We start from the raw sequence: 12435 nt of genomic DNA, 5'->3' as shown, positions 1-12435 counted from the left end.
AAATTAACTTTCATAATAATTCATTCGCATGAATTACTGCTTGGTCACTCTTCAAGACTTGATATTTTTTTGCTACCGAAGTAGCTGGATATCGTCTTGTGAGTGCCCACACAGATTGTCTGATAAATTGTTAAAGAGCGTTCGTTACCGTTAAGTTTCTCAGTAACGCGGGATGTGCATATTACGCTTTCCCGCTGAAGAGTCAACCTTTTTCTCTTACGAGACGCGGTGTTTTCACCGGGTTGCTTCTTGCTGGCTGGGCGACATTCTCTTTCGATAAACAGCTCGTTAGAGGAGTCGTTGTTCCCGGTCAGTGGAGGCGCATTATAGGGAGTTCTCAGAAGGGCGCAACCCCTAAATTCAAAAAACTTTCCAAGCGTTCAAAAAGCGAACCAACAGGCCGTTTTCGCTCATTTATCAGGCGAAAAAGTCCCTTTTTCAACGTACTGATCACAGAAGATGCCACTACCGGACGAAAACCAAAGAAAAGGGGGCAGTAAAAACCGCCCCCTTCTATATAGCTACCAACACCGGCCACTATTACTGCTTGGCAACAATATGGTCGTTTTCCACATCCAGCGTCACCGGTTTGCCTGGAATTAACTTGCCAGACAAGATTTGGTGCGCCAGCGGGTTTTCGATTTCCTGCTGGATAGCCCGTTTCAACGGCCGTGCCCCATAGACAGGGTCGTAACCGGTTTTGCCCAACAGCTCCAATGCCGGCTCCGTGATGCTGACTTCGTAGCCGCGCTCTTCCAGACGTTGGTACAGACGCGCCAACTGGATCTTGGCAATCTGCGCGATATGTTTCTGGCCGAGCGGATGGAACACTACCACTTCGTCGATACGGTTGATAAATTCCGGACGGAAATGTTGGCTCACCATCTCCATGACCGATGCCTTCATCTGTGGGTAGCTCATCTGACCGAAATGCTCCTGGATCAGATCGGACCCCAGGTTAGACGTCATGATCACCACGGTATTACGGAAATCAACGGTGCGGCCTTGTCCGTCTGTCAGACGTCCGTCATCCAACACCTGCAACAGGATGTTGAACACGTCTGGATGCGCTTTTTCCACTTCATCCAGCAGGATCACTGAATAAGGACGACGGCGCACCGCTTCTGTCAGATAACCGCCCTCTTCATAACCGACATAGCCTGGAGGCGCACCCACCAGCCGCGATACGGAGTGTTTCTCCATAAACTCGGACATGTCGATACGTACCATCGCGTCATCACTGTCGAACAGGAACCCAGCCAGCGCCTTACACAGTTCGGTTTTACCCACCCCGGTTGGGCCGAGGAACAGGAACGAACCGATCGGCCGGTTAGGATCGGAAAGACCGGCACGGCTACGGCGAATCGCATTGGACACCGCGTTCACTGCCTCATCCTGGCCAATCACCCGTGAGTGCAGCTCCTGCTCAAGACGCAACAGTTTGTCACGCTCGCCTTCCAGCATTCTGGCTACCGGGATACCGGTCGCTTTTGCCAATACCTCGGCGATTTCGGCGTCGGTAACGCGGTTACGCAGCAGCTTCATGGTCTTGCCTTCTGCCTGCGTGGCCGCCTCGAGCTGTTTTTCCAGCTCAGGAATTTTGCCATACTGCAGTTCAGACATACGCCCAAGGTCACCGACTCGGCGAGCTTGTTCCAGCGTGATCTTGGCCTGCTCCAGCTCCGCCTTGATATTCTGGGTACCAGAGAGCGAAGCCTTTTCCGCTTTCCACTCTTCTTCCAGCTCCGAGTATTCGCGCTCTTTCTGCTCCAGCTCGCCGCTCAGCATTTCCAGGCGTTTCTTGCTGGCGTCATCCGATTCCTTGTTAAGCGCCTGCTGTTCCAGTTTCAACTGGATGATGCGGCGCTCCAGGCGATCGAGCGATTCCGGTTTAGAGTCCATCTGCATACGAATGCTGGATGCGGCCTCGTCGATCAGGTCGATGGCCTTGTCCGGCAGCTGACGGTCGGAAACATAGCGGTGCGACAGCGTCGCCGCAGCCACGATCGCCGGGTCAGTGATCTGCACATGGTGATGCAGTTCATAGCGTTCTTTCAAACCACGCAGGATGGCGATGGTGTCTTCCACGCTCGGTTCCGCGACATAGACTTTCTGGAAGCGGCGCTCAAGCGCAGCATCCTTCTCTATATACTGGCGGTACTCGTTTAGCGTGGTTGCCCCTACGCAGTGCAGCTCACCACGGGCCAATGCGGGTTTGAGCATATTGCCCGCATCCATCGCACCATCGGCTTTACCGGCACCCACCATGGTATGCAGCTCATCGATGAACAGGATGATGCTGCCTTCCTGTTTGGAGAGATCGCTCAGCACCGCCTTCAGGCGTTCTTCAAATTCACCGCGGTATTTGGCCCCGGCAATCAACGCGCCCATATCCAGGGAAAGCACGCGCTTATGCTTCAACCCTTCCGGCACTTCGCCGTTGATAATGCGCTGTGCCAAACCTTCAACGATGGCGGTTTTACCGACACCAGGCTCACCAATCAGCACCGGGTTGTTTTTGGTACGACGTTGCAGCACCTGAATGGTGCGGCGGATCTCTTCATCACGGCCAATCACCGGGTCAAGCTTGCCCTGTTCCGCACGCTCAGTGAGATCGATAGTGTATTTTTTCAGAGCCTGACGCTGATCTTCAGCACCTTGGTCATCCACGCTGTCTCCCCCCCGCATTTGTTCAATGGCTTTGGCTATTTTGTCCGCCGTTGCACCGGCCGCTTTCAGCAGATCGGTCAGGTTGCCTCGATCTTCCAGCACCGCCAGCACAAACAGCTCGGATGAAATAAATTTGTCTGCACGCTTTTGCGCCAGCTTGTCGCACAGGTTGAGTACGCGCACCAGTTCGTGTGAGGGTTGAACATCCCCACCGGTACCTTCAACCTGCGGCAGACGTGACAATGCCTGATCGATGTCGGTGCGCACGCGCGCAGCATCAATCCCGGCAGAAGTCAGTAATGGACGAACCGTGCCCCCTTCCTGATTGAGCAAGGCGCTCATCAGATGTAACGGTTCAATAAATTGGTTGTCGCGCCCAAGGGCTAAAGATTGGGCATCGGCGAGGGCAAGCTGGAATTTGTTAGTAAGACGATCCAGACGCATAACACCTCCAATGTAGGTCAAAATTGCTACTGGAGATTAAATGAGGTCATCCCTCAAATTTTCAAGGTTATCTCGACACTATATTATGAGTACAACGTCATGCATCAGTGGATCGTCCTAGCGCAGTAGGTTATCTCACCCAGATCAAACTTGCCATACGTCCGGTAGTTCCGTCGCGCCGATAGGAGAAAAAATGACTCATTTCGTTCATTGTGCAACGATTACCGCCATAAATGGCGAAAATACCAGCACTTTGCAAGCGCTGACGCGCCAAAAGATAGAGGTCTGCGAGGAATTTTTCACCGTGAGGAGTAAAAGCAGCGGCTGCGGCACTATCCATATCCATAAATGCCGCCCGCACTTCAGCTCCAACTTCGAAGCTGGTTGGACCGATAGCCGGGCCAAGCCAGGCGGTGATGTTTTCTGGTGCTGCGGTAAAGCGCGCCACGGTATTTTCCAGTACGCCTTGGCACAAACCACGCCAACCCGCATGCGCAGCGGCAACTTCATCACCCGCTTGTGAAGCAAACAACACCGGCAGGCAATCCGCCGTCATCACCGCACAGACCAACCCGGCCACATTGCTGTAAACCGCATCGGCGCGCAGATCTTCAGGCGTTTGCCCATCCAGCGTCAGTACCCGAGTGCCATGAACCTGCTCCAGCCACAGAGGCATCTGCGGTAAACCTGCCGCTGCGACCAGGCATTGGCGGTTACGCGCCACGGCCTGCACATCATCCCCAACGTGATCGCCCAGATTCAGCGAGTCATAAGGAGGAAGGCTGACGCCGCCGTGACGAGTGGAGCTGTAGGCTGTTACCCCTGCGGGCAACGGCCAATCGGGCACAATAAGCGAACTCATTACCAATCCATCTGATCTTTGAATTCTTCGGTATCCAGCTTCAGCGCATCGATCAGATCGACCATATCCTGTGGGATTGGCGCATGCCATTCCATCTGGATACCGCTGATTGGGTGATACAGACGCAGCATGGTGGCGTGCAAAGCCTGACGATCAAAGCCGCGCAGCGTAGTGATGAACGCCTCGGATGCCCCTTTTGGCGGACGCGGACGACCACCGTAAAGCTGATCGCCCACCAGCGGATGGTCGATATACGCCATATGCACACGGATCTGGTGCGTACGGCCGGTTTCCAGGCGCAAACGCAAACGGGTATGGGCACGGAAATGTTCCATAATGCGGTAATGGGTCACCGCAGGTTTGCCCATTGGGTGCACAGCCATGTGAGTACGTTTGGTGGAGTGGCGGGCAATAGGTTGCTCCACCGTGCCACCCGCGGTCATGGTGCCGATCGCTACGGCCTCATACTCACGGGTGATTTCACGTTCCTGCAATGCCTCCACCAGACGGGTTTGCGCCGGAACGGTTTTCGCTACCACCATCAGGCCGGTGGTATCTTTATCCAGACGGTGAACGATACCAGCACGCGGCACGTCGGCAATCGCCGGGAAATAATGTAACAATGCATTAAGCACTGTCCCATCCGGATTACCCGCACCAGGATGCACCACCAGGCCGCGAGGCTTGTTGATCACTATAATATCGGCGTCTTCATAGACGATATTCAGTGGGATGTCCTGCGGTTCCCAACGGGCCTCTTCTTCTATCTGTGCATCAATGGCGACCGCCTCTCCCCCCAGCACCTTCTCTTTCGGCTTGTTTATCGTTTTGCCATTGACCTGTACCCTGTCTTCCAGGATCCATTCTTTTATGCGTGATCGTGAATAATCAGGGAACAATTCGGCCAAAGCCTGATCTAAACGTTGTCCGAGTTGAGTTTCGGCCACCGTTGCGGTGAGTTGTACTTGTTGTGCCATATGCAGCTTCTTCGTTAACGTTGGGTTTTCACGGCGATGCCGTTTAATATAATGTGCTATTGTAACTGGTCTTTTGTCGGGAGCTTAACGGACAGTCTCCCGGAATAACACCCTGAGGATAATCAAAACGTCATGACGCGTATGAAATATCTGGTGGCGGCAGCCACGTTGAGCCTGGCGCTGGCAGGTTGCTCCACATCCAAGGATGCGGTTCCCGACAACCCGCCTTCGGAAATCTATGCTACTGCCCAGCAAAAACTGCAGGACGGTAACTTTAAGGGCGCGATTACGCAACTCGAAGCGTTAGATAACCGCTATCCATTCGGGCCGTACTCTCAGCAGGTCCAGTTGGATCTGATCTATGCCTACTATAAATCTGCCGATTTACCGCTGGCACAGGCCTCTATCGATCGCTTTATGCGTCTGAACCCAACGCATCCGAACATTGACTACGTCATGTACATGCGCGGTCTGACCGATATGGCGTTGGATGACAGTGCGCTGCAAGGCTTCTTCGGGGTTGACCGTTCTGACCGCGATCCACAGCATGCCCGCGCCGCATTCCGCGACTTCAGCCAGTTGATCCAGCAGTATCCGAACAGCCAATACTCGACCGATGCCTACAAACGTCTGGTATTCCTGAAGGACCGTCTGTCCAAGTACGAGCTTTCAGTGGCGGAATACTACACTAAACGTGGCGCTTACGTCGCGGTAGTTAATCGTGTTGAACAGATGATGCGTGAATTCCCGGATACCAAAGCGACGCGCGACGCGCTGCCGCTGATGGAAAACGCCTATCGCCAGTTGCAACTGACCGCTCAGGCCGACAAGGTCGCGAAAATCATCGCCGCCAACGCAGCTTAAGTTTTCAGCGTGACACAAAAACAAAACGGCAGCCTCGGCTGCCGTTTTCATTTGCTGCAAATTCAGCCATTTCCAGGATAAATACACAAGCAAAAACACGGTGTTAGCAAGGCTACGCCACTGGTTAACCTATCGATAATGCGCGTTCTGCGGCTAAGACTCAAGCGTTAGATGAGCGTTTCAGAGGCTAAATCACAGATTGAACTAACTTTGCAAAAAGTGACAAAAATATGTGTTTTCTATCACGCATTTCGGCAAAAAGCGGGGTATGCTGAATCTATCCAAGACGGAAAGACAGAGAGGTAAGTTATATGACAGTCAACATTACCAGCAAACAAATGGATATCACCCCCGCAATCCGTAGTCATGTCGAAGACCGTCTCAGTAAACTGGAAAAGTGGCAGGCGCAGCTGATCAACCCACACATTGTCTTATCTAAAGAACCTAAAGGGTTTGCCGTCGACGCTACCATTACCACCCCTAACGGCCCGCTGGTTGCCAGCGCCAAACATGAAGACATGTATATCGCCGTTAATGACCTGATTGCCAAACTTGAGCGTCAGCTGAACAAAGTACAGCATAAAGGCGAAGCCCGCCGCGCTTATGCCAGCGTGAAAGACCTGGCTCCGGAAATCGCGCAGGAAGAAGAGGAATAGCCCTGCAAGTGATTGTTTCACATCAAACGCGCCCGAGGGCGCGTTTTTTGTCTGCCGGTTTCTATTGACACAATGAAAAGCCAGCGGTTACTTTAAACCCTGATTTACACCCACTTTGGAACGCTATGAGCCGTAAACCGTTTTTCTTCGCATTCTTTTTTACCTTCCCCTGATTGGGAGGCGTTTCGTCGTGTGAGAAAGAATGCGAAGACGAACAACCAAGCCTCCTCAAGCAGGGGGCTTTTTTTATGGCTATGTGACAACCCGCCCCGATGGAATGCAAGCCACAGCTTGCAAGACGATGGGACTATAAGAATACAAGGCAAAGCTGATTATGACTGACAACCCGTTACTCGTGCTGCGCGAACGCATCAGCGCACTGGATATGAAATTGCTGGCCCTGCTGGCAGAACGCCGTGAACTGGCGGTGGAAGTGGGCAAAACCAAGCTGCATTCGCACCGCCCGATCCGCGATAAAGAACGTGAACGCGACCTGCTGGATGCCCTGATCAGCGCCGCCAAGCCTTATGACCTCGATGGCTTTTACGTCACCCGCCTGTTCCAGCTGATTATCGAAGACTCCGTACTGACCCAGCAGGCCCTGTTGCAGCACCAGCTTAACCAGACCAGCCAACATTCCGCGCGCATTGCCTTCCTGGGGCCAAAAGGTTCTTACTCACATCTTGCCGCCCGCCAATATGCTGCCCGCCATTTTGATCAGCTCATCGAATGCGGCTGTCAGAAGTTCCAGGACATCTTTACCCAGGTGGAAACCGGCCAGGCGGATTACGCCATCTTACCGATCGAGAACACCAGCTCCGGCTCTATCAACGATGTGTACGACCTGCTGCAACATACCAGCCTGTCAATCGTGGGTGAGCTTACCCTGCCTATCGATCACTGCGTGCTGGTAGCCAGCGATAGCGATTTGGCGCAGATCGAAACCGTGTATAGCCATCCACAGCCGTTCCAACAGTGCAGTCAGTATTTAAACCGCTATCCACATTGGAAGATTGAGTATTGCGAAAGCACCGCCGCCGCGATGGAGAAGGTTGCCAAACTGAACTCACCAACGGCCGCCGCCCTGGGCAGCGAAGCCGGTGGTGCGTTGTACAACCTGCAAGTACTTGAGCATAACCTGGCTAATCAGCAACAGAACATCACTCGCTTCATTATCCTGGCGCGCAAGGCGATCGAGGTTTCCGAGCAGGTCCCGGCCAAAACCACGCTGATCATGGCCACCGGTCAACAATCCGGTGCTTTAGTAGAAGCCCTGTTGGTGTTACGTGACAACGGCATCATCATGACCAAGCTGGAATCACGCCCGATCAACGGTAACCCGTGGGAAGAGATGTTTTATATCGATGTGCAGGCTAACCTGCGCTCTGTCGCGCTGGAAAAGGCGTTGAAAGGGCTGACGCCAATTACCCGCTCGCTGAAAGTATTGGGCTGTTATCCAAGCGAAAACGTGGTGCCGGTGAATCCGTCTTAACACGACGATCGTTAAACCAGAACATCCGGCGATCGCTGCTCCCCCTCACCCCAACCCTCTCCCCAAAAAGGAGAGGGAGCTGTACGGAGCCGTGTTCAGGTACTGGAGTTGTGGCACGATCGGTCCCCTCTCCCTTTGGGAGAGGGTTAGGGTGAGGGGCGTTAGTTACTGGCGGCTGTCGTTCGCCTGCCGCAGCAACGAACGGCTCTCGACCAGGAAACGCTGGGCATAATCCCCAAACCAGTGCTCCACCTTCTGGAAGCTTTGAATAAAGGCCTGCTTGTCACCCTGCTCCAACAGCTTGATCGCCTCACCAAAACGCTGATAGTAACGCTTGATCAGATGGATATTGTCTTCTGAAGACATGATGATATCGGCATACAGCTGCGGATCCTGAGCAAATAGCCGCCCCACCATCGCCAGCTCCAACCGATAAATCGGTGAAGAGAGCGCCAGTAGCTGCTCCAGTTGCACATTCTCTTCGGCCAGATGCAGGCCATAAGCGAAGGTGGCAAAGTGACGCAGCGCCTGGATAAAGGCCATATTCTGATCGTGTTCGACGGCGCTGATACGATGCAAACGCGCGCCCCAAACCTGCAACTGCTCCAGCAGCCACTGATAGGCCTCTGGCTGACGACCATCGCAGTACACCACCACCTGCTTGGCTACGCTGCCGACATCCGGGCCAAACATCGGGTGCAGCCCCAATACCGGACCGCTGTGTACCGCCAGCATCGCCTGTAACGGGCGATTCTTCACCGAAGCCAGATCGACCAGAATACAGTCTTGTGGCAACGGCGGCAGTTGGGCGATCACCTGCTCGGTGATATGGATCGGTACGCTGACGATCACCATACCGGCATCCGCCAGCAGGCTGTCCGCCTGTGGCCAATCTTCCTGATCCAACACTTTTACCTGATAACCCGACAGCGTCAGCAGCCGGTTGAACAGGCGGCCCATCTGGCCGTTACCGCCAATAATGACGATAGGGCGCAGCTGCGGGCACAGCGTTTTGAAGCCTTTGTCATTCTCACTGGTGTAGGATTCGCGCATGACACGGCGCAGCACGTCTTCGATCAAATCGGGCGGAACGCCGAGGCTTTCCGCTTCCTGGCGGCGAGAAGCCAGCATCGCCGCCTCTCGCTCGGGTACGTAGACCGGTAAACCGTAGTGGCTTTTGACTTCCCCCACTTCCGCCACCAGCTCCAGGCGTTTCGCCAACAGGGCCAGCAGCGCTTTATCCACTTCGTCAATTTGATCGCGTAATGCGGTCAGTTCAGCCACCATAACTCACTACTCTCCAGTACGTGCCATCAGCGCAGCGCCGAGTTCCTGATGCATTTGGCGCAGCAGAGTCTCCGTGCTCTCCCAGTTGATACAGGCATCGGTCACCGAAACGCCGTAGCGCATATCCACACGCGGCTGTTCAGAAGACTGGCTGCCTTCATGCAGATTACTTTCCAGCATGATGCCGGTGATCGAACGGTTACCCGCTCTGATCTGCTCAACCACGGACTCGGCAACGGCAGGCTGACGGCGATAGTCTTTATTTGAGTTGCCATGGCTGCAATCTATCATCAAGGACGGATGGAGTCCCGCATCCTGCATCTGTTTTTCGCAGGCGGCAACGTGCTCGGCGCTGTAGTTCGGGGTTTTACCGCCACGCAGGATCACATGGCCGTCTGGGTTACCCTGAGTTTGCAGCAGGCAAACCTGCCCTGCCTGGTTGATACCGACAAAGCGGTGTGCCATAGAGGCGGCGCGCATCGCGTTGATTGCCGTGCCCAGGCTACCGTCCGTCCCGTTTTTGAAGCCCACCGGCATGGAAAGACCGGAAGCCATCTCACGGTGTGTCTGAGATTCTGTGGTACGCGCACCGATCGCCGACCAGCTAAACAGATCGCCCAGGTATTGCGGGCTGTTCGGATCCAACGCTTCGGTTGCCAACGGCAGGCCCATACCGACCAGATCCAGCAGCAGGCGACGCGCAATATGCAAACCTGCTTCAACATCAAAGGAACCGTCCATATACGGATCGTTGATCAGACCTTTCCAGCCGACGGTGGTTCTTGGCTTTTCAAAATAGACGCGCATAACGATATACAGCTGATCGCTCAATTCAGCCGACAGGGTTTGCAGACGACGCGCGTAATCCAGCGCGGCATCGGGATCGTGGATCGAACATGGCCCGCAGACCACCAGCAGACGGTGATCCTGCCCTTTAAGGATGTTGGCAATGGTTTGGCGGGCGGCAGCGATTTCAGTTTCATCGCTGGCACTGAGTGGGAACTGGTTCTTCAGCTCTTCCGGAGTGATCAGAACCTGTTCTGCACTGATATGTACGTTATTGAGCGCGTCTTTTTGCATGATGCTATTCCTGTCGTTTGCCGTTATGCGTGAGCGTAGTGAAAACATTGAGCGTTACAGGTGCTACCTTAACCACTCCTTGTAAAGTTTTCAATCCATTTACTGTAAATAAAAAATTACCACAACCATTACAAGAACCAACAACCGGACGCAAAGAGTAAAAAACCCACTTATTTAACTGTTTTTTATCATTAAATTTTAATTTAAAGTCACTATGAGATGGCCGTGAACGCCAACATAAAGGCGCTCAAAAACCAATTACTGTAAATAAAAATGAACACCACTATAAGCAATCATTAACACCTGCGTGTGTACAACAACCCTCGTCAGGTCTGGTCACCCCATCCTTTGGCCAACAAACTGATTTCGTGCCGAATTAAACAACTGGAATACAATTTCTCTACAATTAACCGGCAATTGATTTTCAATACTTATTCAATTGTTTTGTTTTCGGAAAGAATAATAACGCCTATTGAATAAATATTGCGGGATCTCACAGTTATCCCGCGCCAAATAAATAACTATGGCATAAATCGCTCACACCTCTTTAGGGTTACTCTGCGAAGACAGAGCCCGTACTGCCTGCACTGAGGAGCGATGAGCATTAGCAGTTTTTCTTTCAGACAAGGGACTCTCATGATCACATTGCAATTTGCAATTATTATTATTTGCCTATTAGTCGGCACCCGATTTGGCGGCATGGGGCTGGGCTTAATAAGCGGCATTGGCTTATTTCTGCTTTGCTTTATATTCGGTTTGGAACCCGGCAAACCTCCTGTAGATGTCATGCTCACCATTTTGGCGGTGATCGGCTGTGCTTCGGTGTTACAAACCGCAGGCGGGCTGAATGTCATGATGCAATACGCCGAGCGGCTACTGCGCCGCCACCCGCAACACATTACCTTGCTCGCCCCATTTACCACCTGGACGCTGACCTTCCTGTGCGGTACCGGTCACGTGGTTTACACCATGTTCCCGATCATTTCTGATATCGCGATTAAAAAAGGGATCCGCCCTGAACGCCCAATGGCGGTTGCCTCTGTCGCCTCGCAGATGGCCATCACCGCATCGCCGGTGTCCGTGGCCGTAGTGTCCCTGGTTTCGATCATTGCGGCTGGTCACGGCATCGGCAAAGCTTACTCATTACTGGAGATCCTGGCCGTGTCGATCCCGGCTTCATTGGTCGGCGTATTGATGGCGGCATTGTGGAGTCTACGCCGTGGCAAAGATCTGGATAAGGATGCGGATTTCCAGGCCAGGATCCAAGACCCGGAGCAACGCGCATATATCTATGGCGGCACTGAAACGCTGCTCAATCAAACATTCCCTAAGCAGGCTTACTGGTCAACGCTGATCTTCTTTGGCGCTATCGCTATCGTGGTCATGCTCGGAGCCTTTGCCGACCTGCGCCCTTCCTTTGCCGATGCCAAGGGCGTGCTGAAACCGCTGTCGATGAATCTGGTGATCCAGATGATGATGCTGATCGCCGGTGCGGTGATCCTGATGGGTTGCAAAGTCAAACCTAGCGATATCGCCAACGGTGCCGTATTTAAAGCGGGGATGGTCGCCATCTTCTCGGTATTCGGCGTGGCATGGATGAGTGATACCTTCTTCCAGGCGCATATGGGGGAATTAAAGGTGGTGCTGGAAGACGTAGTGAAAAGCCAGCCCTGGACTTACGCCATCGTCTTGTTCCTGGTTTCCAAACTGGTTAACAGCCAGGCCGCTGCACTGGCTGCCGTAGCGCCAATGGCCTTGCAGTTAGGCGTCGAGCCTAAAATGCTGCTGGCCTTCTTCCCGGCGGCCTATGGTTACTTCGTGTTGCCAACCTACCCAAGCGATCTGGCCTGTATCGGCTTTGACCGTTCTGGCACCACGCGTATCGGCAAATTTATCATCAACCACAGCTTTATTATCCCAGGCCTGATCGGCGTGCTGTGCTCCTGCATTACCGGTTATCTGCTGGTGATGACCTTCCTTTAATCGCCTTTCTGGCGGCAACGGGCATTTCCCCGTTGCCGCCGTTAACAGCAGCCAAAAAGCCAATGTTATCAGTAGACGAAAAGTGCATAAGTCCCCCCGTTAAATTAAAAACTTAAGCTA

The 12435-nt window shown here is 53.3% G+C and carries 10 protein-coding genes and 1 other annotated feature; of the genes, 5 read left to right on the top strand and 5 right to left on the bottom strand.

Going from position 1 to position 12435, the window contains the following annotated elements:
• Positions 1-540: 540 nt before the first annotated feature.
• The 3 genes from clpB to rluD form a co-directional block, all read right to left on the bottom strand.
• On the bottom strand, positions 541-3114 hold the full coding sequence (clpB, locus tag ACRDCA_RS24560; protein WP_025123759.1) for an ATP-dependent chaperone ClpB: 2574 nt from the start codon (positions 3112-3114) through the stop codon (positions 541-543).
• A gap of 130 nt (positions 3115-3244) precedes the next feature.
• On the bottom strand, positions 3245-3976 hold the full coding sequence (gene yfiH / locus ACRDCA_RS24555; RefSeq protein WP_438691877.1) for a purine nucleoside phosphorylase YfiH: 732 nt from the start codon (positions 3974-3976) through the stop codon (positions 3245-3247).
• On the bottom strand, positions 3976-4953 hold the full coding sequence (gene rluD / locus ACRDCA_RS24550) for a 23S rRNA pseudouridine(1911/1915/1917) synthase RluD (protein ID WP_438691876.1): 978 nt from the start codon (positions 4951-4953) through the stop codon (positions 3976-3978). The genes yfiH and rluD overlap by 1 nt, the downstream gene beginning before the upstream one ends.
• 132 nt (positions 4954-5085) lie before the next feature.
• Between rluD and bamD the strand changes: the two genes are divergently transcribed.
• The 4 genes from bamD (at position 5086) to pheA (ending at position 7965) form a co-directional block, all read left to right on the top strand.
• Entirely contained in the window at positions 5086-5817 is a 732-nt protein-coding gene (bamD, locus tag ACRDCA_RS24545) for an outer membrane protein assembly factor BamD (protein ID WP_438691875.1), read from the top strand.
• Positions 5818-6128: 311 nt separating this feature from the next.
• Positions 6129-6473 carry a ribosome-associated translation inhibitor RaiA gene (gene raiA / locus ACRDCA_RS24540; RefSeq protein ID WP_025123763.1) on the top strand — a complete coding sequence of 115 codons (345 nt, stop codon included), beginning with the start codon at positions 6129-6131 and terminating at the stop codon, positions 6471-6473.
• 124 nt (positions 6474-6597) lie between these two features.
• Positions 6598-6723, top strand: a sequence feature (Phe leader region).
• Positions 6599-6646 (top strand): pheA operon leader peptide PheL, encoded by a 48-nt coding sequence (gene pheL / locus ACRDCA_RS24535; protein WP_192958309.1) that lies wholly within the window; start codon positions 6599-6601, stop codon positions 6644-6646. (Overlaps the previous feature by 48 nt.)
• A gap of 84 nt (positions 6724-6807) precedes the next feature.
• The gene (gene pheA / locus ACRDCA_RS24530; RefSeq protein ID WP_438691874.1) at positions 6808-7965 is read left to right on the top strand and encodes a bifunctional chorismate mutase/prephenate dehydratase; all 1158 of its coding nucleotides are present in this window, start codon (positions 6808-6810) and stop codon (positions 7963-7965) included.
• A gap of 165 nt (positions 7966-8130) precedes the next feature.
• Here the strand turns inward: pheA and tyrA are convergent, their stop codons facing one another.
• Together tyrA and ACRDCA_RS24520 are read right to left on the bottom strand one after the other, a co-directional pair.
• Positions 8131-9252, bottom strand: coding sequence for a bifunctional chorismate mutase/prephenate dehydrogenase (gene tyrA, locus ACRDCA_RS24525; RefSeq protein ID WP_065686940.1), 1122 nt, complete (start codon positions 9250-9252; stop codon positions 8131-8133).
• Positions 9253-9258: 6 nt separating this feature from the next.
• The gene (locus ACRDCA_RS24520; RefSeq protein WP_438691873.1) at positions 9259-10332 is read right to left on the bottom strand and encodes a 3-deoxy-7-phosphoheptulonate synthase; all 1074 of its coding nucleotides are present in this window, start codon (positions 10330-10332) and stop codon (positions 9259-9261) included.
• Between the two features lie 636 nt (positions 10333-10968).
• Here ACRDCA_RS24520 and ACRDCA_RS24515 point away from each other — a divergent pair.
• A complete protein-coding gene (locus tag ACRDCA_RS24515; protein ID WP_021182193.1) occupies positions 10969-12315 on the top strand; it encodes an anaerobic C4-dicarboxylate transporter in 1347 nt (448 codons plus the stop codon).
• Positions 12316-12435 lie beyond the last annotated feature (120 nt).

It is taken from the genome of Serratia sp. (in: enterobacteria) (assembly GCF_051654945.1).
Classification (GTDB): domain Bacteria; phylum Pseudomonadota; class Gammaproteobacteria; order Enterobacterales; family Enterobacteriaceae; genus Chania.
This window is presented reverse-complemented; position numbering and strand designations above follow the sequence as displayed.

Bases quoted from the DNA above. Each gene is read 5' to 3' on its own strand.
- bamD (WP_438691875.1), top strand. From the start codon at position 5,086: ATGACGCGTATGAAATATCTGGTGGCGGCAGCCACGTTGAGCCTGGCG.
- pheA (WP_438691874.1), top strand. From the start codon at position 6,808: ATGACTGACAACCCGTTACTCGTGCTGCGCGAACGCATCAGCGCACTG.
- tyrA (WP_065686940.1), bottom strand. From the start codon at position 9,252: ATGGTGGCTGAACTGACCGCATTACGCGATCAAATTGACGAAGTGGAT.
- clpB (WP_025123759.1), bottom strand. From the start codon at position 3,114: ATGCGTCTGGATCGTCTTACTAACAAATTCCAGCTTGCCCTCGCCGAT.
- yfiH (WP_438691877.1), bottom strand. From the start codon at position 3,976: ATGAGTTCGCTTATTGTGCCCGATTGGCCGTTGCCCGCAGGGGTAACA.
- raiA (WP_025123763.1), top strand. From the start codon at position 6,129: ATGACAGTCAACATTACCAGCAAACAAATGGATATCACCCCCGCAATC.
- rluD (WP_438691876.1), bottom strand. From the start codon at position 4,953: ATGGCACAACAAGTACAACTCACCGCAACGGTGGCCGAAACTCAACTC.
- ACRDCA_RS24520 (WP_438691873.1), bottom strand. From the start codon at position 10,332: ATGCAAAAAGACGCGCTCAATAACGTACATATCAGTGCAGAACAGGTT.
- ACRDCA_RS24515 (WP_021182193.1), top strand. From the start codon at position 10,969: ATGATCACATTGCAATTTGCAATTATTATTATTTGCCTATTAGTCGGC.